Source organism: Microbacterium sp. UBA7513 (assembly GCF_002478345.1).
Classification (GTDB): Bacteria; Actinomycetota; Actinomycetes; order Actinomycetales; family Microbacteriaceae; genus Microbacterium.
In genome coordinates, this window is record NZ_DLNJ01000002.1 from 1 (window position 1) to 21,009 (window position 21,009).

Sequence of the window (21,009 nt, forward strand, 5' to 3'; positions counted from 1 at the left end):
CCGCCGGACTCCTTTTAAACAAGAAGGCCACCCAATGCTGGGTGGCCTTCTTGCGTTAACGCGTGAGGCGTCGCCTCAGCGGGCTAGCCGCGCCTCGAGCGTTGCTGCGGTCTCGCGCACCGCTTTCGCCAGCATGACCTCTGCGCCGTCGTCCCCGGCCCAGGTGACCGCGACCGCGGCGACGGGCCAGCCGGCAGCGTCGCGCACGACGGCGCCCACGGAGCGCAGGCCTTCCGCGACCTCTCCGTCCTCCGTCGCCCAGCCTCGCGAGCGCACCTCCCGGAGGAGATCGCGCAGCTCGCCGGGCCGTCGCGGGCCCCGCCCCGTGCGCTCGGAGAAGGCGGAAGCATCCGGGTACAGCGCCCGCACCTGTTCGCGGGGGAGGGCGGCGAGCATCGCGCGTCCGGTCGCGGTCAGGTGCGCGGGCAGGCGCACGCCCACGTCGGTCACCAGCGCTGGCCGCCGTGGCGCACGCTCCTCGACGATGTACAGCACGTCGCCGCCGCTCATGACCGCCAGGTGCGCGCTCTCCCCGAGCTGGTCGGAGAGGCTGGCGATGAGCGGACGGCCGAGCCGTGCCAACGGCTGCTGCCGGGCATAGCCTCCGGCCAGCTCGAAAGCCGATGTCCCGAGTCCCCACCGGCGCTCCTCGCGGAGGTGCAGCACGAAGCCGTGCACGGCGAGCGTGCGCAGCAGGTGATAGACCGTCGATCGCGGAAGCATGAGCTCGCGGGCGATCGCGGACGCCGCCACCGGTGCCGGCCGGCCCGCCAGGTAGCTGAGGATGCGCAGGGTCTGCGCCGCGGCAGGCACCTGGACGTCATCGGCCTCGGGAATGTCTGGGATCACAGACACAGGTTGCCACGAAGCCGCGCGCACGTCGACCCGGCGGGTGTGGAATCGAGACATGAGCGATCCTGCCCCTGTCCTCGTCGGCGCCGCCCCTCTCTCCCCGGCGGAGGTCGTCCGCGTCGTGCGTCACGATGCTCCCGTCATCGTGGACCCGGCTGCGCTGGCCAAGGTCGCTGAGACCCGCCGCGTGATCGACGGCCTCGCCGCCGACCCGCACCCGCATTACGGCGTGTCCACCGGCTTCGGTGCGCTGGCGACGACCTTCATCGCCCCGGAGCGTCGACTGCAGTTGCAGGCGAGCCTCATCCGATCGCATGCCGCCGGCACCGGCGCCGAGGTGGAGCGGGAAGTGGTGCGCGGGCTCCAGTTGCTGCGCCTCCAGACGCTCTCGTCGGGACGCACGGGGGTTCGTCCCGTCGTCGTCGAGACGTATGCCGCGCTGCTCAACGCGGGCATCGTGCCAGTGGTCCGCGAGTACGGCTCGCTGGGGTGTTCCGGGGATCTCGCTCCCCTCGCCCACATCGCCCTCGCCGCCATGGGCGAGGGCGAGGTGCACGACGCCACGGGCCGACTCGTCCCGGCGGCCGAGGCCCTCGCGGACGCCGGCATCGCGCCCCTCACGCTCGTGGAGAAGGAGGGACTGGCCCTCATCAACGGCACCGACGGGATGCTCGGGACGCTGGTGCTCGCGCTCCACGATTTGGAGACGCTGCTTCTGACGGCGGATGTGGCGGCGGCGATGTCGGTGGAGTCGCAGCTCGGCACCGATGCGGTGTTCGCCGCCGATCTCATGGCGCTGCGTCCGCAGGCGGGACAGGCCGTATCCGCAGGTCATCTCCGGGCGCTGCTCGCCGGGTCGCCGATGGTCGCCAGCCACAAAGGCCCGGAAGACGGCCGTGTGCAGGACGCATACTCGCTGCGGTGTTCCCCGCAGGTGCACGGCGCCGCACGCGACACGCTCGGGCATGCCGTCACGATCGCGGAGCGCGAGCTGTCCAGCGTCATCGACAACCCCATCATCACCCTCGACGGGCGCATCGAGTCCAACGGCAACTTCCACGGGGCGCCCGTCGCCGCCGTCCTCGACTTCCTCGCGATCTCGGTCGCCGACGTCGCGTCCGTGTCGGAGCGCCGCACGGACCGGGCCCTGGACCCGGCGCGCAGTCACGGACTCCCGCCCTTCCTGGCGGCGGAGGTCGGCGTCGACTCCGGCCTGATGATCGCGCAGTACGCGGCGGCCGGCATCGTCTCCGAGCTGAAGCGTCTCGCCGTCCCCGCCTCGGTCGACTCCATCCCCTCCTCGGCGATGCAGGAGGACCACGTCTCGATGGGCTGGGCTGCAGCGCGGAAGCTGCGTCGGGCGATCGACGGCCTCTCCCGCGTCCTGGCGATCGAGATCCTCACCGCCGCCCGCGCCCTGGATCTCCGCGCCCCGCTCGAGGCGGGGCCGGCGACCGGAGCCGTGCGCGACCTCGTCCGCACGGTCGCCGCGGGCCCCGGCGCCGACCGCCACCTCTCGCCCGAGATGGAAGCCGTGACCGCCCTCGTCCAGTCGGGTGCCATCGCCCGTGTCGCAAAGGAGCACATGCATGACTGAGGAGAACGCAGCGCGCACGGTACGCGCCGCCCGCGGTGCCGAGCGCACCGCCAAGAGCTGGGGCGCGGAAGCGGCCAAGCGCATGCTCATGAACAACCTCGATCCCGAGGTCGCCGAGCACCCCGAGGACCTCGTGGTCTACGGTGGGACGGGCAAGGCGGCCCGTAGCTGGGCGGCGTACGAGGCGATCGTCCGTACGCTCGACGAGCTGGAGCCGGATGAGACGCTGCTCGTCCAGTCCGGGAAGCCCGTGGGCGTGTTCCGCACCCACGAGTGGGCGCCGCGCGTGCTCATCGCCAACTCGAACCTCGTCGGCGACTGGGCGACCTGGCCGGAGTTCCGCCGTCTGGAGGAGCTGGGGCTGACCATGTACGGCCAGATGACCGCCGGCTCCTGGATCTACATCGGCACGCAGGGCATCCTGCAGGGGACGTACGAGACGTTCGCCGCGGTCGCCCGCTCGCTCGGGCGGGACTCCTTGCGGGGGACGCTGACGCTGACCGCCGGTGCGGGCGGGATGGGCGGGGCGCAGCCCCTCGCCGTGACCCTCAACGAGGGCGCGGTCCTGATCGTGGACGTCGACGAGACGCGGCTGGCCCGCCGTGTGGAGCACCGGTACCTCGACGAGTACACCACCGACCTCGATGCGGCGGTGGCCCGGGTGGTCGCGGCGAAGGAGGCCGGTCACGCCCTCTCGGTCGGCGTCGTGGGCAATGCCGCAGAGGTCTTCCCCGAGCTCCTGCGCCGGGGCGTGCCGATCGACGTCGTGACGGACCAGACCAGCGCCCACGACCCGCTCGCCTACCTGCCGATCGGCATCGACGTGGACCGCTGGAAGGAGGACGCCGCGCGCGACCCCGAGGAGTTCACCCGGCGGTCGAGGGAGTCCATGGCCGCCCACGTCGCCGCGATGGTCGGCTTCCAGGACGCGGGGGCGGCGGTCTTCGACTACGGCAACTCGATCCGCGCGGAGGCGCAGCTCGGCGGTTTCGACCGGGCGTTCGCGTTCCCCGGATTCGTCCCCGCCTACATCCGCCCGCAGTTCGAGGAAGGGCGAGGACCGTTCCGCTGGGTGGCGCTGTCCGGAGACCCGGAGGACATCTTCAAGACGGACCGCGCGATCGCCGAGCTCTTCCCCGAGGACGCCGCCCTGCACCGCTGGCTCGACAAGGCGGGATCGGCCGTCCACTTCGAGGGGCTGCCGGCGCGCATCTGCTGGCTGGGCTACCAGGAGCGGCACCTCGCCGGACTGAAGTTCAACGAGATGGTCGCCTCGGGAGAGCTGTCCGCGCCGATCGTCATCGGCCGCGACCACCTCGACTCCGGTTCCGTCGCGTCGCCGTACCGGGAGACCGAGGCCATGAAGGACGGTTCCGACGCGATCGCCGACTGGCCGCTGCTCAACGCCCTCCTCAACACCGCCTCCGGGGCGTCGTGGGTGTCGCTGCACCACGGCGGCGGGGTGGGGATCGGGCGCTCGATCCACGCCGGACAGGTCACGGTGGCGGACGGTTCGGCTCTCGCGGCGGAGAAGCTCGCCCGGGTGCTGACGAACGACCCCGGGACCGGCGTCATGCGGCACGTGGACGCCGGGTACGACCACGCCAAGGAGGTCGCGCGCGACCGCGGACTGAAGGTGCCGATGCTGTGACGACGACGCTCATCTCCGGGATCGGGGAGCTGACGACCAATGTCGCCGCCGGGGGCGACCCGACCGGCACGCTGCGCGACGCGGCCGTGCTGATCGACGGCGAGCGGATCGCGTGGGTAGGATCGTCCGCCACAGCTCCCGCGGCCGACGAGGTCGTCGACGCCGGGGGTCGGGCCATGATCCCCGGATTCGTCGACAGCCACAGCCACCTCGTCTTCGGCGGCGATCGGGCGGCGGAGTTCGAGGCGCGCATGGCGGGGCAGCCGTACGCGGCGGGCGGCATCCGCTCGACGGTCCAGGCGACGCGGGCGGCGACCGACGACGACCTGCGCGCCCGACTGCGCGGGTTCATCGGGGAGCTGCGGACACAGGGCACCACCACGGTCGAGATCAAGAGCGGTTACGGTCTCGCCGTCGCGGAGGAGGAGCGCCTCGTGCGCCTCGCCGCCGAGGTGACGTCGGAGGTCACGTTCCTCGGTGCGCATGTGGTGCCGGTCGAGTACGCCGACGATCCCGACGCCTATGTCGACCTCGTCGTGGGGCCGATGCTCGACGCGTGCGCCCCGCACTCCCGGTGGATCGACGTCTTCTGCGAGACCGGCGCGTTCACGGTGGCGCAGTCACGACGGATCCTGGAGGCGGGCATCACCCGGGGTCTCGCTCCTCGGGTGCATGCGAGCCAGCTCGGTCCGGGCGACGGCGTGCGGATGGCGGTCGAGCTGGGGGCGGCGTCGGTGGATCACGGCACCTACCTCACCGACGCGGACATCGCCGCGCTCGCCGCATCGGACACGGTGCTCACGCTGCTGCCCGGCGTGGAGTTCTCCACGCGCCAGCCCTATCCGGATGCGCGCCGGCTCCTCGACGCAGGGGTGACGGTCGCGCTCGCGTGCGACACGAACCCGGGGTCCAGCTTCACGTCGTCCATGGCCTTCTGCATCGCCATCGCCGTGCGGGACATGGGCATGACCACGGCGGAGGCGGTCTGGGCCGCCACCGCCGGCGGGGCGCGGGCACTCCGGCGCGACGACATCGGCCGCATCGCCCCCGGGGCGCGCGCCGACCTCGTGCTGCTCGACGCCCCCTCCCGCGTGCACCTGGCGTATCGCCCGGGTGTGCCGCTGGTGCGGCGCGTCTGGAAGGACGGGACGGCCGTCGTCTGACCGTCCCGCCCGTCACCGCAGGGCTTCGGCGCAGACCACGGCGGCCGCGGCGGACCACGCCTGTGGACGGCAGGCGGCCGGATAGGGGACCGGTCGGCCGCCGACGATGCGGGGCTCGCCCGAGTGCAGCTCCGGCACGCGGTAGTCGAAACCCTCGGCGAGATCGAGCAGCTGGGCGGCGATGCGTCCGGCATGATCCGTGAGGCCCGCGCGGAGCATCCCGTGCACGGCGATCGCGGTGTCGTGCGTCCACACGCTGCCGCCGTGGTAGCTCAGCGGCCAGTACCCCGAGGCCTCCGTGGACATCGTGCGGACGCCGTAGCCGCTCGACATCGTCTCACCGACGAGCAGTTCCGCGCAGGCGCGCTCCTCGTCCGGATCGAGCAGCCCGGTGCCGATGAGGTGACCGATGTTGCTGGTGAGCGTGTCGACCGCGGCGCCGTGGGCGTCGAGGGCGATGGCGGGGTACCGCCCCTCCGGCGTAGTGACCCAGTAGGCATCCCGGAAGCGTCGCCGCAGGTCCGCCGCCCACGAACGCAGATGGTCGCCGCCGGCCGTGCCCAGCTCGTCGAGGAGCGCTGCTCCGCGCACCGCGGCCTCGTAGGCGTATCCCTGCACTTCGCTGAGCGCGATGGGACCTTCCGCCAGACGACCGTCGCGCCACTGGATCGAGTCGCCGGAGTCCTTCCAGCCCTGATTCGCCAAGCCGTGGCCCGACTCATCCGCATAATCGATGAAGCCGCTGCCGGAGGCGTCGCCGTGCTCGATCATCCACGTCAAGGCGGCGCGCAACGCGGGCTCCAGGTCCCTCAACTCCGTGATCGTCAGGCCGGCCGCGCGCGCGTCGGCGAGGAGGCAGATCCACAGCGGTGTTGCATCGACCGTGCCGTAGTAGAGCGGAGGCAGCAGCACGCCCTCGCCGGGGAGGGAGAGCTCCGCGCTACGCAGCTCGTGCGCGATCTTGCCCGGAGCCTCCGCGGTGCCGGGGTCGTGCACCGTGCCCTGGAGACGCGCGAGCACCCGCAGGGTGGAGGCGGCGATGTCGCGGTCGGCGGCGAGGGCGAGACGGGCTGCCCAGAGCGAGTCCCGTCCGAACAGGGTGAAGAACCAGGGAGCACCCGCGGCGTAGAACGCTTCGTCCGGCTGGTCCGGCAGGGCCAGTCGTAGGGCGTCGAGGTCGGCGCAGGCGCGCTCCAACCACCGCGCGGTGCGAGGGTCCGCTCCGGTGGGGACGCGCCGGACGCCGGCTGTCCGGGGTGGCGACGTCACGACCAGGGTCGGATCGTCGAGGTCGGCCGACCACGTCACCTCAGCCTCGCCGCGCGGAGGGACGGTCACTCGCCAGGCGAGCAGCAGCTCCCGACCGTCGATCGACACGGTGGCGTCCACAGCGCGCAGCGTGAACGATGCCTGCCCTGCGCGGCAGCGCTCGCCGTCCCACGACCACTCCTCGCCACCGGTCACCCCCGCCTTGACGAGTTGCATGGGGGTGAAATCCGGGCGGATGCGCACCGCGAGCTCGGCCGTCACCTCGTGCTCGAGGTGCGAGGATACCCGCAGGGCCTCGGTCAGTCTCCCCGGCTCGACAGCGCGATCCCGATCCAGGCGCACTTTCGGATCGGCGGCGGCATCGTCGAGTCCGCGCAGCAGGCTGGTGAACAGCGCACGCTGCGGGACCGGCGACGAGCAGGCGATGGCTTCCAGGGCGGTGTCCCGCACCTCGAGTCCGATCGCGGCGATGTGACGGACGTCGCCGTGGTAGACGCCGTGGATCGGGGCACCGCCGACGTCGCCGTCGCGGTCGGACCAGACCTGGGTGGGGGCATCGAGCACGACCACGGCGTCGTCGAGCAGCGGCTGGAGGTGGGGGCGGTCGGTCATTCCTTGACGGCTCCTTCGGTGGAATTCATGATGCGGCGCTGGAAGATGAAGAACATCACGGCGACGGGGATCGTCATGATGAGCGCCGCCGCGAGCTTGAGCGGATACTGGGTGCCCTGGCTGAGCTGCCCGCTGGCGAGCGAGGCGACACCCTTCGTGAGGGTCGTCAGCGCGGGGTCGTTCGTGGACACGATGAAGTGGCTGAGCTCGTTCCACGACCCCTGGAACGACAGGATGACGATCGTGATGAGGGCGGGCGTCGCCATCGGGAGCACGACCGACCAGAAGGTCCGGAACGCGCCGGCTCCGTCGATCCGCGCCTGCTCTTCGACCGAGACCGGGATCGATTCGAAGAAGTTCTTCATGATGAAGACGCCGGCGGCGTCGACCAGCAGCGGCAGGATCATACCGGCGTAGGAGTTGAAGATGCCGAGCTGGTTGATGACGAGGAACTTCGGGATGAGCAGGACGACCGTCGGCACCGACATCACGGCGACGAGGGCCGCGAACACGACTCCCCGACCGCGGAAGCGCAGACGTGCGAGCGCGTATCCGGCGAGGGAGTTGAAGAACACCCGCCCCGCGGTGACGAAGATCGTCACGATCGCGCTGTTGACGAACCACGACGGGAAGTCGGAGTTGGCGAAGAGCCGTTCATAGGCGGCGAAGGTCCAGGACTCCGGGAGCAGGTTCACTCCGGAGCTCGCGGCGTCCTCGTCCGTCTTGAAACTCGTGAACACCTGGATCAGGAACGGGTAGATGTAGATGACGGCGAGCGCGATCAGCACGGTGTACAGCACGATCTGCCCGGTGAGCTGCGTGCGCGAGAACCTCATGATGTCCCTCCCTCGCGCGCGACTTCGTACGCGCGGATGCGGCGCCGCGATACCGGCCGGTCGCGCAGCACCCAGCGCTGCAGCAGCGTGAAGATCACGATGATGACGAAGAGGATGAAGGCGATCGCGGCGCCCTGACCCCACTCCTGGTCCGTGAACGCCGTCTTGTACGACAGGTACGCCGGGGTGAGAGTCGTCTTGCTGGGGGCACCACGGGTGCCGGTGTAGATCTGATCGAACACCTGCCAGCAGCCGATGAGGCCGAGGGTGAGCACCGTGAACAGCGTCGGCCGCAGCTGCGGCAGGGTCACCCGCCAGAACCGCTGCCACCCGTTCGCCCCGTCCATCATGGCCGCCTCGTCGACGTCCGCGCCGAGATTCTGCAGACCGGCGAGGAAGAGCAGCATGAAGGTGCCGGAGGTCGTGAAGATGGCCATCAGGATGTACGCGCTCATGGCGATCGAGGGACCAGCGAGCCACTCCCACCAGGAGATGCCCAGCATCCCGCCGCCGGTGAGCGCGGCGGGCCCCGTGTCGATGCCGACGCCGCTGAGCGCGAGATGCAGGATGCCGCGGGGGTCGTTGAACCAGTTCGGACCGTTCAAGCCGAACCAGGCGAGCACGCTGTTGACCGCTCCGCTCGCGGAGAACAGGAAGAGCCAGAGCACCGTGATCGCCACCGAGCTCGTGACGGAGGGGAAGTAGTACGCGGTCCGGAAGAACCCGCGGCCGCGCAGCACCGCTCTGTTCACCAGGACGGCGAGGAACAGGGCGATGGCCGTCTGCAGGGGCACGACGAGCAGCACGTACCAGGAGTTGTTGCGCAGCGCGGTCCCGAAGTCCTTGGTCGCGAGGCCGCCGTCGGCCAGCACGGCCGAGTAGTTCTCCGTGCCCACGAACGAGACCGACGGCGAGAGGGGGCTGCCGCGCCCCGCCCAGTCCGACATGCTGACCCACAGGGCCATGAGCACGGGGACCAGCAGGAAGACCCCGAGGATGAGGATGACCGGCGCCGTGAAGAGCCAGCCGGCTGCGGCCTCGCCGCGGCGGAGTCCGGAGGCTCCCCCGCGGCGAGACAGGGCGTGTCCCGCCATCGCTACTCGACGATCGCTTCGAGGTTCGACTGCACGGTGCCGAGGATCTGTGCGGGGTCTCCCGTCTTCAGCGACTCGAGCTGCGCGTTGAAGTCGGCGATCACGTCCGCAGCGCCGTCCTGGTTGGGCGGGAACTGCGCGTAGTCCGCTCCCGCGAGGAAGGGCGCGAGGTCCGGGTTGTCGGCGGTCCACTGGTCGGCGGCGGAGGTGATCGACGGCATCGGGCCGAATGCCTTCGAGAAGGCGAGCTGGCTGTCGGCACTGGTGAGGTACTCGACGAGGTCGAGGGCCGCCTGCTGGTTGGGGCTGTCGGCGGCCATGCCCCAGCAGTTCGTGAACTGCAGGGTGCCCGGGCCGCCCGGACCTTCGGGAAGCTCGGCGACGGTGTAGTCCACGGAGCCGAAGTCGTTCGCCATCGCGCCGGTGATCCAGTTGCCTTCGATCACCATCGCGGCGAGCTCCTTCCCGAGTGCCTCACCGCCCCAGCCCGCCCCGACGTCCTTGGCGTAGGCGAAGGTGCCGTCGACGAGGTGGGACTGCACGTACTCCAGCGCCTGGACGTTCGCGGGGTCATCCGCGATCGCTGTGCCGTCTTTCACGAGCCCGCCGCCGGCCTGCGCCATGAACGTGCCGACGCGCTGGTATTCCGCGCCGAAGGCCAGGCCCACGTGGTCGGCGGTGGTGAGCTTCTGCGCGACGGCCGCGAGGTCGTCCCAGCTCTTCGGGAGGTCGGCATCGGTGAGTCCGGCCTCCGCCCACAGGCGCGTGTTGATCACGAGCGCGAGCGTGGAGAAGTCCTTGGGTGCGCAGTAGAACGTGCCGTCGAGGGTGAAGTTCTCCACGAGGGAGGGGTAGAAGTCGTCCTTGTTCGAGAGCTCGTCGCCGTATGCCTGGAGGGAGCCGTTCGAGGCGTACCCGGCCATCTGCTCGGGTGCGAGGTAGAAGAGGTCGGCGGGTTTTCCGGCGGCGAAGCCCTGAGAGAGCTCCTGCGCCAGGTCGCTCGCCACCTGGAGGTCGACCTCGGTGCCGGACTCCTCGGACCAGGCGTCGAGCGCCGACTGCACGGCGGCGGTCTCGGCGTCGCCGGACGAGCCGATGAGGATCGTGAGGCCGTCGTCGGAGGAGGTGAGGTCCGTGTCGCCCTCGCTCTGCTCCTCGCCCGAGAACCCGGACCCGCACCCGGTGAGCGCGAGGGTGGTGGTGATCAGGACCGCTCCAGCGCCGAGCCAGGCGCGTGTGGTCTGCCGTGTCATGTCTCTCTCTCCTTTGATGAGGGCCGGCGGGCAGGAATTTGAACGATCAAACTCTGCATGGAATACGCTAGGTGCGGCAGTGCGGACGTGTCAAGCCGCCGGGATCGAGGAGTGCGATGGCCAAGGCCCCCACGGTGGAGGATGTGGCGGCGCACGCCGGCGTCTCCCGCCAGACGGTGTCGAACGTCCTGAACACCCCGGACATCGTCCGGCCGGCCACCCGGGAGCGCGTGCTCGCCTCCATCGACGAGCTCGGCTACCGTCGGCACGCGGCGGCCCGCCGGCTGCGCCTGCGTCGGAGTTCGACGATCGGCATCCGGCTCGACCCGTATCTGGGCGGGATCTCGGGGGTGGTGCTGGATCGCTTCGTGCACGCCATCACGGAGCGTTCGAGTGATCGCGGCATGCGCATGCTCGTGTACGCGGCGCGGACCCCGGAGGAGGAGCTCGGCCGGCTCGCCGAACTGTGGGACGGATCCGAGATCGATGCCGCGATCCTCACCGGCACCGTGCGCGACGATCCCCGCGTCATGCGGCTGGACGCGCTCGGTCTGCCGTTCATCTCCTTCGGCCGGCCGTGGGGGGACGACGACATCTCCGATCCGATGCATCTCTGGGTCGACGTGGACGGTGCGGCGGGCACCAGGGCGGCGACGACGTATGCGCTGCAGCACGGGAGCGCGGTGACCTTCCTGGGCTGGCCGTCGGGGTCGGGCACGGGGGACGACCGAGAACGCGGGTGGCGCGAGGCCCTCACGGAGGCGGGGGCGCACGGGGCCCGGGTCATCGCCGAGGATTCGGTTCCCGAGGCGCGTCGGGCGATCACCCGCGCGATGGAGGACGGCATCCGGGCGGACGCCGTCGTCTGCGCCAGCGACTCTCTCGCCGTGGGGGCTCTGCTCGGCCTCGCCGACGCCGGGAAGACCGTCCCGGTCATCGGGTTCGACAACACCCCCACCGCCGAAGCACTGGGATTCTCCAGCGTCGAACAACGACCGGAGGATGTCGCGGAGGCGATCCTGCAGCTGCTCATGGGGCCGACAGGGGACGTGGTCGCACCGCGCCGGGTCGAGTCCGGCTCGGCGCACGCACTCATCACGCCTGAGCTGGTCGTGCGCTGATCCGGCGCGTCGCCCGAGCCGCTCCCCTGCTCAGCGTGCCGCGAGGCCGGCGAGCAGCTCGAGCACGCAGAGGGCAGCGAGTCGCACGGTGCGACCGTCCTCGGCGTCCGCGGTCGCGTCGACCTCGGCGATGTCGGCGCTCACGACCCGCGGATCGGCGGCGACCGCCCGGGTGAGAGCGCGCAGCTCCCACGCCGCCAGGCCTCCGGGGACGCTGGCTGGGCAGCCCGGTGCGACCGCGCGGTCGCACACGTCCACGTCGATGTCGAGGTGCACCCGGGCGGCGTCGCCCGCCCCCGCGATCTCGACCGCCTCGGCCACGACGTCGGCGATGCCGCGACGGCGCACGTCGTCGAGGGTGACGACCCGGATGCCCCAGTCGGCCGCGCGGCGGGCGTACGCGGCGGAGTTCGCGAAGTCGGCGAGGCCGATCTGCACGATCCGGGTGGGGTCGACGCGGGCCGTCGGGACGCCTGCCGCGGCGGGAACGTCCTGGACGAGCCGCCGCACCGGGGTGCCGTTGGAGACGCCGTCGCGCAGGTCGAAGTGGGCGTCGAACGTGATCAGGCCCGTGGCCTCCGCTCCGAGCGCGACCGGGTAGGTGAGGGAGTTGTCGCCGCCGAGGGCGATGACGAGGTCAGACGCTCCCGCGAGCTCCCGGACCCGCTCGATCGTACGCGCCTCTCCCGCGTCGCCGTCCGGCTCCGGCACGTCCCCGGCGTCCGCGATGCGGAGCACCTCGTCCAGGTCGATCGTCGGCGGGCCGAGCACCGTCGTGCCGTAGCGGGGGAGCGCCTCGCGGATCGCGGCCGGTGTCGCGTGCGCCCCGGTCGGGGACAGGGAGGTGCGCGAGGTCGGGACGCCGAGGAGCACCGCATCGGCCGTGCCCTCGAACGCGGGCCAGGCGCCGGCGCGCGGCCAGAGCGGATCGTGGGACAGCGCCATGTCAGACTCCCGGGATCAGGGCGTGGGCGACGGTGAAGATCGCGAGGCCCGCGAGGGCCCCGACGACCGTGCCGTTCAGACGGATGTACTGCAGGTCGCGTCCGACCATGAGCTCGATCTTCTCGGTGGTCTCGGCGGGGTCCCAGCGCTCCACGGTGTCGGTGATGATCGAGGCGATGTCGTGCCGGTACCGGTCGACGAGGAAGACGGCCGCATCGGAGACCCACGTGTCGACGCGGCGCTGCAGGGCGGCATCGGTCGTGAGCCGCTCGCCGACCTCCTGCAGCGCCTGCACGGCGCGTCGCCGCAGCCCGCTCTCCGGATCGGCGAGGGAGGTGAGGAGCCCGTTCTTGGCGGTGTTCCAGGCCTCTGCAGCCAGGGCGCCGACGCGCGGGCTGTCGAAGAGCGCGGCCTTGGCGTTCTCCAGCTTCTCGCGCGTCGCGGGATCGTTCTGCAGGGCGTCCGCGAGGCGGGACAGGTACCCGTCGATCGCGAGGCGGGCCGGGTGCCGCGGGTCGGCCTGGACGGCGCGGACGAACTTGACCGCCTCGTTGTACACCGTGTCGTCGATGAGGCGGTGCGCGATCTTCGGCATCCATCCGGGGAGCCGCCGGGAGACGAGTCCGGTGAAGGAGGCGGCGTTCGCGTCCAGCCATCGCCCGATGCTGTCCACCGCGAGGTCGACGGCACCGTGGTGCGCCTCCGCCTCCACGATCTTCTCCAGCCACGCTCCAGCGGGCGGCCCCCACTCCGGCGCGACGAGATGCTCGCGCGCGAGGTCGGCGAGGAGGTCGCGCACGTCGTCGTCGCTCAGCGCGTTCAGCACGGCCGTCGCGATCGTCGCCCCCTCCGCGGCGACGCGCTCGGCATGCGGGGTCTCGCGGAGCCACTCGCCGGCGCGGAGGGCGATCGCGGTGCTGGTGAGCTTGGTGCGCACGACGTCGGCGGCGAGGAAGTTCGTCTCCACGAACTCGCCGAGCGTGCGGCCGATCTCGTCCTTGCGGTTCGGGATGATCGCGGTGTGCGGGATGGGCAGGCCCAGCGGACGGCGGAACAGCGCGGTCACCGCGAACCAGTCCGCGAGCGCGCCGACCATGCCGCCCTCCGCGGCGGCGCGGACGTACGCGAGCCCACCGACCCGCTCCTGGAACGCGAACGCGACGATGAAGGCGAGGGCCATGAAGATCAGAGCCCCGAGCGCGACGGCCTTCATCCGCCGCAGCGCGCGCCGGCGCTCCTGGTCGGCGACGGAGAGCAGCGTCGTGGGTGTTCGCGGCATGACGTCATCCTTTCACGGGGCGAGTAGCCTCGATACGTGATCGAAGACATCAAGAAGCGCGCCCTGCACCGCACCAGCATCCTCGAGGGTCAGATGCGCGGCGTCGCGCGGATGATCGAGAACGAGGAGTACTGCATGGACATCATCACGCAGTCCCGCGCGATCCAGCGCTCCCTCGAGTCACTCAACCGTCTGCTGCTGGAGAACCACCTGCGCACGCACGTCACCCACATGTTCGAGGACGGCGGCGAGGAGCGCGACAAGGCCGTCGGCGAGCTCCTCAAGGCGTTCGACTTCGACCGCAAGTAGCGGCCGGCGCGGGACGCCTCTCAGCCGACCGCGTGCTCGTCGGCGACCGCCAGCGCCTCCTCGATCGCCGCCAACCCTCGCACCAGCTCCGCCTCCTCGATCACCAGCGGCGGGGCGATATGCACGCGGTGGAAGTGCGTGAAGGGCCACACCCCCGCCCGCTTCGCGGCGGTCGCGAACGCGGCCATCGGTGCGGCGTCGGCACCGCTCGCGTTGAACGGCACCAGCGGCTCCCTGGTCTGCTGATCCCGCACGAGCTCCACCGCCCAGAACAGACCGCGGCCGCGCACCTCGCCCACGCTCGGATGCGATCGCGCCCACGAGCGCAGGGTCGGACCGACGACCCGCTCGCCGAGGTCGCGCACCCGTTCCAGGATGCCGTCGCGGCGGAACACCTCGAACGTGGCCACACCGGCCGCGCAGGCGAGAGGGTGCCCGGAGTAGGTCAGTCCGCCCGCGAACGGGACGGTGTCGAAGGCCGCGGCGATGCGGTCGGAGATCACGACGCCGCCGAGGGGCACGTAGCCGGAGTTCACGCCCTTGGCGAAGGTGATCAGGTCGGGGCGGACGTCGAAGGCGTCGATCCCGAACCACTCGCCGAGCCGGCCGAACCCCACCATCACCTCGTCTGCGATGAAGACGATCCCGTAGCGATCGCAGAGCGCGCGCACCCCGGGCAGATAGCCGGGCGGCGGAAGCAGCACGCCGTTGGTGCCGACGACCGTCTCGACGATGATCGCGGCGATGGTCTGCGGTCCCTCGAGCTGGATGGTCTGCTCCAGATGCGCGAGGGCGCGCTCCGTCTCCTGCTCGGGCGTCTCGCTGTGGAACGGCGAGCGGTAGAGGTACGGTCCGAAGAACCGCACGGCCCCGCTGTCCGTGACGTCGTTCGCCCAGCGGCGCGGGTCGCCGGTGAGGGAGATCGCGGTCGCGGTGGAGCCGTGGTAGCTGCGGTACATCGACAGCACCTTCCGGCGGCCCGTGGCCTGCCGGGCCATGCGCACCGCGTACTCGTTCGCCTCCGCGCCGCCGTTCGTGAAGAACACCTTCTCGAACCCGTCGGGAGCGACCTCGGCGATGAGGCGGGCGAGCTCACCGCGCACATCGTTGGCCATCGACGGCTGGATGGTCGCGAGCCGCCCGGCCTGCTGCTGGATCGCGGCGACGAGGTCCGGGTGCTGGTGGCCGAGGTTGAGGTTCACGAGCTGGCTGGAGAAGTCGAGGTAGGCGGTGCCCTCGTAGTCCCAGAACGTCGAGCCCCGACCCGTGGCGACCGGCAACGGGTCGATCAGCGCCTGCGCGCTCCAGGAGTGGAAGACGTGAGCGCGGTCGTCGGCGCGCACCTGCGCCTCGGCGTCCGGAGCGGGGAGCGGGGAGGAGAGTCCGTGGCGGTCGGTGAAGGTCGTCATCGTGATCGCTCCTCGTCAGTGGTTGCTCGGGAAGCCGAGGTCGATCTGCGACGGGGTGTGGTCGGGCCACCGCGTCGTCACGACCTTCGACCGCGTGTAGAAGTGCACGGACTCCGGGCCGTAGATGTGTGCGTCGCCGAAGAGCGAGTCCTTCCACCCGCCGAACGAGTAGGCGCCGATGGGCACCGGGATCGGGACGTTGACGCCGACCATGCCGACCTCGATGTCGAACTCGTACTTCCGCGCCGTCCCGCCGTCGCGCGTGAAGATCGCGGTCCCGTTGCCGTAGGCGTTCGCGTTGACGAGCGCGACCGCCTCCGCGTAGGAGCCCACGCGCACGACGGACAGGACCGGGCCGAAGATCTCGTCGTCGTAGACGCGCATGCCGGGTGTGACGTCGTCGATCAGGCTCACCCCGAGGAAGAAGCCGTCGCCGTCGAATCGCTTCGTGGTGCCGTCGACGACGACCCTGGCGCCCTCCCCGGGTGCCTCTGTGACGTAGGAGGCGACCCGGTCACGGTGCTCCGCGGTGATGAGCGGGCCCATCTCGCTCGCCGGGTCCGTGCCGGGGCCGATCGAGAGGCCGTCGATGCGGCGGGCGATCGCGGCGACGAGGTCGTCGGCGATGTCGCCCACCGCCACGAGCACGGACACCGCCATGCAGCGTTCGCCCGCGGAGCCGTAGGCCGCGGAGACGGCGGCGTCGGCAGCCGCATCGATGTCGGCGTCGGGCATCACGACCATGTGGTTCTTCGCGCCCCCGAGCGCCTGGACCCGCTTCCCGGCGGCGGACGCTCGTTCGTAGATCGAGCGGGCGATCGGGGTGGACCCGACGAAGCTCACCGCCTGGACCCGCGGGGAGTCGAGGAGCGCGTCGACGGCCTCCCGGTCGCCGTGCACGACGTTGAGGACGCCGTCCGGGAGACCGGCCTCGCGGAACAGCCGTGCGAGCCAGACCGCGGCGGACGGATCCTTCTCGCTGGGCTTGAGGACGACGGTGTTGCCGCACGCGATCGCGGAGGCGACCATCCACAGCGGCACTATGACCGGGAAGTTGAACGGGGTGATGGCCGCGACCACGCCGACCGGCTGCTTCACGGAGTGCACGTCGACCCCGCGGGCGACCTGCTCGCTGCGCTCGCCCTTGAGCAGGTGCACGAGGCCGGCCGCGAACTCGACGTTCTCGATGCCGCGGGACACCTCGCCGGCGGCGTCGGACAGGACCTTGCCGTGCTCGGACGTGACGATGGCCGCCAGCTCGTCCGTCCGTTCCTTGAGGAGCTGACGGAGCCGGAAGAACACGTCGGCGCGCTTGATGAGGCTCGTCTCCCGCCACGCCGGGAGGGCCGCCGCAGCGGCGGCCACGGCGGCGTCGACCTCGGTGGCCGAGGCGAACGCGACCTCTTTCGTGACGGCTCCTGTCGCCGGATCGAAGACGAGGCCGCGGCGGGCGGCCTCGCCCGTCTCGGTGCCGTTGATGAGGTGACGGACGATGTCCACGGGGGCTCCTTCGCAGAGGGGATCGCGTGTCGCACACTCTGACCGAGAGTCGCTACGCTGGGGCTCGGCCTATGCTGACAGGAAATGGAGCGGGTGCGGAGTGGCAGAGCGTCAGGACTTGTCGGTTGATCGGACAGATCGTCCGGATCGATCGCCCTCGGTCCTGCGCGTCAGGGACGTGCTCGCGCTCCCCGCGGTGCAGGAAGGGGCGCCGTCCGTCCTCGTCGGAGGCCCGGCGCTGGACGCCGGGGTGCGGTGGGTCCACGCCTCGGACAGCGCCGCCGTCGCCCGCCTGCTCGACGGCGGCGAGCTGCTGCTCACGACCGGCGCCGCCTGGCCGACGAGCCCCGCAGCGCTGCGCGTGCTCGTCGCGGAGCTGGCGGCGGTCGGGGTGTCCGGCATCGTCGTCGAACTCGGCTCGCGGATGCCCCGCGTCCCGGCTGCGGTCGTCGAGGCCTGCGCCACCTCCGGCCTCGCTCTGATCGCGCTCGGGGCGGAGGTCAAGTTCGTCGCGGTGACCGAGGCCGTGCACCGCGCGCTGATCGAGGCCCAGACCGCGGCGCTCCGCGAGCGTCAGCGACTGCACGACCTCTTCACCGCCCTCAGCCTCCGTGGCGCGCCGGCCGACCTCATCGTGTCCGAGGTCGCCCGCGCACTCGATGCCCCGGTCCACCTCGAGAATCCGGCGGGGGAGGTCGTCGCGATCGAAGCGCTCCGCGTCCCGGTCGGCGAGGCCCTCCGACAGGGGGAGCGGGGCGGCGATCGGGTGCCCGTGCAGGCGCGCGGAGTGCGCTGGGGCTGGCTCGTCGCGGCGGAGGGCCCGCCGCATCCCGCTGGTCGGGCCACCGTCCTGGAGCTGGGGGCGACGGCCCTCGCCTTCGGCTGCCTCGCCGATGGGGAGGGGGCATGGACCGTGCTCGCCCATCGCAGCCTCGTCGAGGATCTTCTCGGCGCGCGGTTCGCCCGCGAGGAAGACGTCGAGGTCCGACTCCGGCGACTCGGGCTCGACCCGTCGGGCGGGAGCGTCTCCGGCCTCGTCTTCCGCACGGACGAGGCGGAGATGCTCGTCGCCCGCGCCCGTGCAGCGGGCCTGCCTGCGGTGGGGGCCCGGCGCGGAGCCGACGTGGTCCTGCTCGTGGCCGCCGGAGCCGATGCGCTGACCGATGCCGTCCTCGCGCACCTGTCCGGCGGGGCGCCCGTGACCGTCGGACCGAGCGCCGAAGGCGTCCTCGGGCTCCTGGCCTCGATCCGCGCCGCGCTCGATCTCGCCGCACGGCCGTCCGGGGGCGACGTGCCGGTGGTCCGGCGCGTCGCCGATCGGCCGCTCGAACGCCTCGTGTCGGCCCTGCGCGACGATCGGCGGCTCCAGGCGCACAGCGAGCAGATGCTGGATCCGCTCGTCCGTCACGACCGGGATCGCCGCGGAGACCTGCTCGCGGTCCTCGCCGCCCTCGTCGCACACCCCGGCAACCGCTCCGCGGCGGCGGCCGCGAGCCACCTCTCCCGCTCGGTGTTCTATCAGCGCCTCGCGCTCATCGGCGACCTGCTCGGCGCGGATCTGGACGACGGGGAGACCCTCGCCGCCCTGCACCTCGCCCTCCTCGCCCGCCGTCGCGAGGAGACGCGGCCGCGCTGAGGCCGACCGTCAGCGCGTGCCCCAGGCGAACTGCTGCTTCTGGAGCTTCGCGTAGATGAAGGTCTCGGTCGACACCACGCCCGCGATCGGACGGATGCGATCGTTGACGAGCGCCAGCAGATGGTCGTCGTCCTCGCACACCGCCTCGACGAGCACGTCGAACGATCCGACCGTGATCACGACGTAATCGACCTCGTCGATGGCGGCGATCGCCTCCGCCACGCCTCTGGCGTCCCCGGCCACCTTGACGCCCACCATCGCCTGCCGACGGAAGCCGAGCTGCATCGGATCCGTCACCGCGACGATCTGCATCACCCCGGACTCGGTGAGCCGCTGCACCCGCTGCCGGACGGCGGCCTCGCTCAGGCCGACGATCCGGCCGATCTCGGAGTACGAGCGCCGCCCGTCCTCCTGCAGCATCTCAACGATGGTCTTGGAGATCGCGTCGAGGGTATGGTCCTTCTTCGACGGTGCCATGGTGCGATCTTGGCACCGCCGACGGTCGTGGACAACGGGGTGCGCGTGCGCCCGCTCAGGCCTCGATCGGGCCCAGCCAGGCGCTCGCCGCGGTGGCGTGCGCCGACTCCGGGTCGGAGGGGTGGAACGCGCCGGCGAGGACGTCGCGGTAGAGCCGGGAGAGCTCGTTGGCGCTGAAGTACGAGCCGCCGCCGGCCACCAGCATGGCCTCGTCGACCACCTGCTTGGCCATCGTCACCGCGCGATGCTTGACGCCCGAGAGCGCGGGGAACCACCCGGCGCCGCGGTCCGCGCGCTCGTCGACATCGCGGGCGACCACGGCGATCTGCGGAGGGAGCGCGTCGTAGGCGAGCGCCATGTCGGCGATCCGCCAGCGGATGTCCGGATCCTGGCTGTACGCGGCGCCGCTCTTCTTGGAGCGACGCCGGTGGGCCGTCGCCACGGCCAGCTCGAGGGCCCGCCGGGCGATGCCGGTGTACACGGAGGCGAGGAGGATCTCGAAGACCGCGAAGATGCCGAAGACGATCGGGTCGGGGCTCGGGCCGGGGTCGATGCGCCGCACGACGTGCGCCGCGTCCGCGACGGCCCCGTCGAGGCGCGTGGTCCGGCTCTGGGTGCCGCGCATGCCGAGGGTGTCCCAGTCATCGGCGGTGGTGACCGCGGACGTGCGGTCGACGAAGGCGAACACGAGCTTCGGCGCGTCCGGGCTCGTGGTGTCGAGTCCGTGCAGGCCGAGCTTCGTCCACACCGGGGCGAGCGAGGTGAAGATCTTGGTGCCGGTGAAGGCGTAACCCCCGGCGCCGTCCGGGACCGCCGCGGTGTCGCTCCCGAACAGCACGAGGTCGTTGCCGCCCTCGCTGATGCCGAACGCGAAGACCTCGCCGGCCACGGCGCCGTCCTGCACGAACTCGAGACCGGGGACCCCGCGGTCCGAGAAGACCTTGGCGACGCCGGTCCAGACGAGGTGCATGTTGATCGCCAGGGCGGTCGCGGGCGCGGCCCCCGCGAGCCGCTGCTGGAGGAGGGCGGCCTGCTCGAGGCCGAGTCCCGCGCCACCGCGCTCCCGGGGCACGAGGATCGACAGGTAGCCGGCCGCGCGGAGCTCATCGAGGTCGGCCCGGGGGAAGGTGTTGTCCCTGTCGTGGATGGGGGCGCGCTCGCGGATGCGGTCGAGCAAGTCGTCGGGGAGATACGCCGACGGGTCGAAGTCGGTCATGCCAGAGCCTCCAGGAGCTGTCGGATCGATTCCTCCGGGCGGTCGCGATGCACCGAGTGGCCGGCGCCGGACACGACCGACAGGGAGATGCGGGGGTTGCTCGCGAGCACCTCGTCGGCGAGGGCTCCGGTGAAGATGCTGGAGACGGCGGGATCGCCCCCGATCACGTGCGTGGGCACGGTCAGACGGGCTGCGTGTGCGCGGACATCCCACGGCTGGTTCTGTGCGCTGGTCTGCTCGACCGCCCACGCGCTCGCCCGCCGGACGGCGTCGACCTTGAGCTCCTGATCCTGCGGGTGCCAGTGCGGGTGCTCCTGCCGCACCGCGTCGAGGCGGTTGTCGGCGAAGGCGCGCTCCTGGCTGCGGCGGACGTCGGCCGCGTCCCGCTGGACGATGTGGATCGCGGGATCGATGAGGACGAGGCGGCGTGTCCAGTCCGCGTCCGCCGCGGCGGCCACCGTCCCGGCGGCGCCGCCGAGCGAGTGTCCGACGACCGCGTCCCAGGCGCCCGCACCGGGAGGGCGCGTGGCGGCGAGGTCCGCGGCGTAGGCCGCGACGGAGTAGTCGAGCGTGCGCGGGGCGTCGCCGTGGCCGCGCAGGTCCACTGCCGTCGCGTGCCAGCCGGCTGCCGCGAGGGCGTCGCCGAGACGCCACATGAGCGCGCCGGAGGATCCCAGGCCGTGCACGAGGAGTGCGCGTCGCGGTGCAGCGGCATCGCCCCAGCTCAGGCGGGGGAGGGTCACGGGAGCGGGCATGGCACCAGCCTACGACCGCCCTGGGACGTGGCGGG

Annotated in this window: 18 protein-coding genes; 6 read left to right on the forward strand and 12 right to left on the reverse strand. The window is 71.7% G+C overall.

Annotated elements, in window-relative coordinates; genetic code table 11:
- Nucleotides 1–75: 75 nt before the first annotated feature.
- Nucleotides 76–813, reverse strand: coding sequence for an IclR family transcriptional regulator (locus B2W79_RS00060; RefSeq protein ID WP_256209444.1), 738 nt, complete (start codon nucleotides 811–813; stop codon nucleotides 76–78).
- 94 nt (nucleotides 814–907) lie between these two features.
- Here B2W79_RS00060 and hutH point away from each other — a divergent pair, with 94 nt between their 5' ends.
- Genes hutH through hutI form a run of 3 tightly spaced genes read left to right on the forward strand, consistent with a single transcriptional unit; the run spans nucleotide 908 to nucleotide 5,263 of the window.
- Entirely contained in the window at nucleotides 908–2,449 is a 1,542-nt protein-coding gene (gene hutH, locus B2W79_RS00065; RefSeq protein WP_292785749.1) for a histidine ammonia-lyase, read from the forward strand.
- Entirely contained in the window at nucleotides 2,442–4,100 is a 1,659-nt protein-coding gene (gene hutU / locus B2W79_RS00070) for a urocanate hydratase (protein ID WP_292785751.1), read from the forward strand. The genes hutH and hutU overlap by 8 nt, the downstream gene beginning before the upstream one ends.
- Nucleotides 4,097–5,263, forward strand: coding sequence for an imidazolonepropionase (hutI, locus tag B2W79_RS00075; protein WP_071329109.1), 1,167 nt, complete (start codon nucleotides 4,097–4,099; stop codon nucleotides 5,261–5,263). Before hutU ends, hutI begins: the two co-directional genes overlap by 4 nt.
- 12 nt (nucleotides 5,264–5,275) lie before the next feature.
- On the opposite strand, the gene B2W79_RS00080 is transcribed toward hutI, so the two are convergent.
- The 4 genes from B2W79_RS00080 to B2W79_RS00095 are packed head-to-tail and all read right to left on the reverse strand — an operon-like array spanning nucleotide 5,276 to nucleotide 10,327.
- Nucleotides 5,276–7,144: a glycogen debranching N-terminal domain-containing protein gene (locus B2W79_RS00080; RefSeq protein ID WP_071329108.1), complete on the reverse strand. Its 1,869-nt coding sequence runs from the start codon at nucleotides 7,142–7,144 to the stop codon at nucleotides 5,276–5,278.
- Nucleotides 7,141–7,980, reverse strand: coding sequence for a carbohydrate ABC transporter permease (locus B2W79_RS00085; protein WP_292785758.1), 840 nt, complete (start codon nucleotides 7,978–7,980; stop codon nucleotides 7,141–7,143). The genes B2W79_RS00080 and B2W79_RS00085 overlap by 4 nt, the downstream gene beginning before the upstream one ends.
- Nucleotides 7,977–9,074 carry a carbohydrate ABC transporter permease gene (locus B2W79_RS00090; protein ID WP_071329107.1) on the reverse strand — a complete coding sequence of 366 codons (1,098 nt, stop codon included), beginning with the start codon at nucleotides 9,072–9,074 and terminating at the stop codon, nucleotides 7,977–7,979. The genes B2W79_RS00085 and B2W79_RS00090 overlap by 4 nt, the downstream gene beginning before the upstream one ends.
- Nucleotides 9,075–9,076: 2 nt before the next feature.
- Complete coding sequence (locus tag B2W79_RS00095; protein WP_071329106.1) at nucleotides 9,077–10,327, reverse strand: sugar ABC transporter substrate-binding protein; 1,251 nt, start codon at nucleotides 10,325–10,327, stop codon at nucleotides 9,077–9,079.
- A 116-nt stretch (nucleotides 10,328–10,443) separates the two neighbouring features.
- Here B2W79_RS00095 and B2W79_RS00100 point away from each other — a divergent pair, with 116 nt between their 5' ends.
- On the forward strand, nucleotides 10,444–11,448 hold the full coding sequence (locus tag B2W79_RS00100) for a LacI family DNA-binding transcriptional regulator (RefSeq protein ID WP_292785783.1): 1,005 nt from the start codon (nucleotides 10,444–10,446) through the stop codon (nucleotides 11,446–11,448).
- Nucleotides 11,449–11,478: 30 nt separating this feature from the next.
- Here the strand turns inward: B2W79_RS00100 and B2W79_RS00105 are convergent, their stop codons facing one another.
- Both B2W79_RS00105 and B2W79_RS00110 read right to left on the reverse strand, forming a co-directional pair.
- Nucleotides 11,479–12,393 carry an agmatinase family protein gene (locus tag B2W79_RS00105; RefSeq protein WP_292785785.1) on the reverse strand — a complete coding sequence of 305 codons (915 nt, stop codon included), beginning with the start codon at nucleotides 12,391–12,393 and terminating at the stop codon, nucleotides 11,479–11,481.
- 1 nt (nucleotide 12,394) lies between these two features.
- The gene (locus tag B2W79_RS00110) at nucleotides 12,395–13,672 is read right to left on the reverse strand and encodes a DUF445 domain-containing protein (protein ID WP_292785787.1); all 1,278 of its coding nucleotides are present in this window, start codon (nucleotides 13,670–13,672) and stop codon (nucleotides 12,395–12,397) included.
- Nucleotides 13,673–13,708: 36 nt separating this feature from the next.
- On the opposite strand from B2W79_RS00110, the gene B2W79_RS00115 reads away from it, so the two are divergent.
- Nucleotides 13,709–13,981 (forward strand): metal-sensitive transcriptional regulator, encoded by a 273-nt coding sequence (locus B2W79_RS00115; protein ID WP_025102619.1) that lies wholly within the window; start codon nucleotides 13,709–13,711, stop codon nucleotides 13,979–13,981.
- Nucleotides 13,982–14,001: 20 nt separating this feature from the next.
- On the opposite strand, the gene B2W79_RS00120 is transcribed toward B2W79_RS00115, so the two are convergent.
- Both B2W79_RS00120 and B2W79_RS00125 read right to left on the reverse strand, forming a co-directional pair.
- A complete protein-coding gene (locus B2W79_RS00120) occupies nucleotides 14,002–15,390 on the reverse strand; it encodes an aspartate aminotransferase family protein (RefSeq protein WP_292785801.1) in 1,389 nt (462 codons plus the stop codon).
- 15 nt (nucleotides 15,391–15,405) lie between these two features.
- Nucleotides 15,406–16,890, reverse strand: coding sequence for a CoA-acylating methylmalonate-semialdehyde dehydrogenase (locus B2W79_RS00125; RefSeq protein WP_292785803.1), 1,485 nt, complete (start codon nucleotides 16,888–16,890; stop codon nucleotides 15,406–15,408).
- Between the two features lie 178 nt (nucleotides 16,891–17,068).
- On the opposite strand from B2W79_RS00125, the gene B2W79_RS00130 reads away from it, so the two are divergent.
- The gene (locus tag B2W79_RS00130) at nucleotides 17,069–18,526 is read left to right on the forward strand and encodes a PucR family transcriptional regulator (RefSeq protein ID WP_292785805.1); all 1,458 of its coding nucleotides are present in this window, start codon (nucleotides 17,069–17,071) and stop codon (nucleotides 18,524–18,526) included.
- A 9-nt stretch (nucleotides 18,527–18,535) separates the two neighbouring features.
- Here B2W79_RS00130 and B2W79_RS00135 read toward each other — a convergent pair whose 3' ends face one another.
- From B2W79_RS00135 to B2W79_RS00145, 3 genes are read right to left on the reverse strand one after another with little or no spacing between them, the layout of a single operon-like run.
- A complete protein-coding gene (locus B2W79_RS00135) occupies nucleotides 18,536–19,003 on the reverse strand; it encodes an Lrp/AsnC family transcriptional regulator (RefSeq protein WP_071329100.1) in 468 nt (155 codons plus the stop codon).
- 55 nt (nucleotides 19,004–19,058) lie between these two features.
- Nucleotides 19,059–20,219 carry an acyl-CoA dehydrogenase family protein gene (locus tag B2W79_RS00140; RefSeq protein WP_292785808.1) on the reverse strand — a complete coding sequence of 387 codons (1,161 nt, stop codon included), beginning with the start codon at nucleotides 20,217–20,219 and terminating at the stop codon, nucleotides 19,059–19,061.
- Nucleotides 20,216–20,974 (reverse strand): alpha/beta fold hydrolase, encoded by a 759-nt coding sequence (locus B2W79_RS00145; protein ID WP_292785809.1) that lies wholly within the window; start codon nucleotides 20,972–20,974, stop codon nucleotides 20,216–20,218. Before B2W79_RS00145 ends, B2W79_RS00140 begins: the two co-directional genes overlap by 4 nt.
- Nucleotides 20,975–21,009 lie beyond the last annotated feature (35 nt).

Bases quoted from the DNA above. Each gene is read 5' to 3' on its own strand.
- B2W79_RS00120 (WP_292785801.1), bottom strand. From the start codon at position 15,390: ATGACGACCTTCACCGACCGCCACGGACTCTCCTCCCCGCTCCCCGCT.
- B2W79_RS00085 (WP_292785758.1), bottom strand. From the start codon at position 7,980: ATGAGGTTCTCGCGCACGCAGCTCACCGGGCAGATCGTGCTGTACACC.
- B2W79_RS00105 (WP_292785785.1), bottom strand. From the start codon at position 12,393: ATGGCGCTGTCCCACGATCCGCTCTGGCCGCGCGCCGGCGCCTGGCCC.
- B2W79_RS00095 (WP_071329106.1), bottom strand. From the start codon at position 10,327: ATGACACGGCAGACCACACGCGCCTGGCTCGGCGCTGGAGCGGTCCTG.
- B2W79_RS00090 (WP_071329107.1), bottom strand. From the start codon at position 9,074: ATGGCGGGACACGCCCTGTCTCGCCGCGGGGGAGCCTCCGGACTCCGC.
- hutU (WP_292785751.1), top strand. From the start codon at position 2,442: ATGACTGAGGAGAACGCAGCGCGCACGGTACGCGCCGCCCGCGGTGCC.
- B2W79_RS00145 (WP_292785809.1), bottom strand. From the start codon at position 20,974: ATGCCCGCTCCCGTGACCCTCCCCCGCCTGAGCTGGGGCGATGCCGCT.
- hutH (WP_292785749.1), top strand. From the start codon at position 908: ATGAGCGATCCTGCCCCTGTCCTCGTCGGCGCCGCCCCTCTCTCCCCG.
- B2W79_RS00110 (WP_292785787.1), bottom strand. From the start codon at position 13,672: ATGCCGCGAACACCCACGACGCTGCTCTCCGTCGCCGACCAGGAGCGC.
- B2W79_RS00140 (WP_292785808.1), bottom strand. From the start codon at position 20,219: ATGACCGACTTCGACCCGTCGGCGTATCTCCCCGACGACTTGCTCGAC.
- B2W79_RS00080 (WP_071329108.1), bottom strand. From the start codon at position 7,144: ATGACCGACCGCCCCCACCTCCAGCCGCTGCTCGACGACGCCGTGGTC.
- B2W79_RS00135 (WP_071329100.1), bottom strand. From the start codon at position 19,003: ATGGCACCGTCGAAGAAGGACCATACCCTCGACGCGATCTCCAAGACC.
- B2W79_RS00100 (WP_292785783.1), top strand. From the start codon at position 10,444: ATGGCCAAGGCCCCCACGGTGGAGGATGTGGCGGCGCACGCCGGCGTC.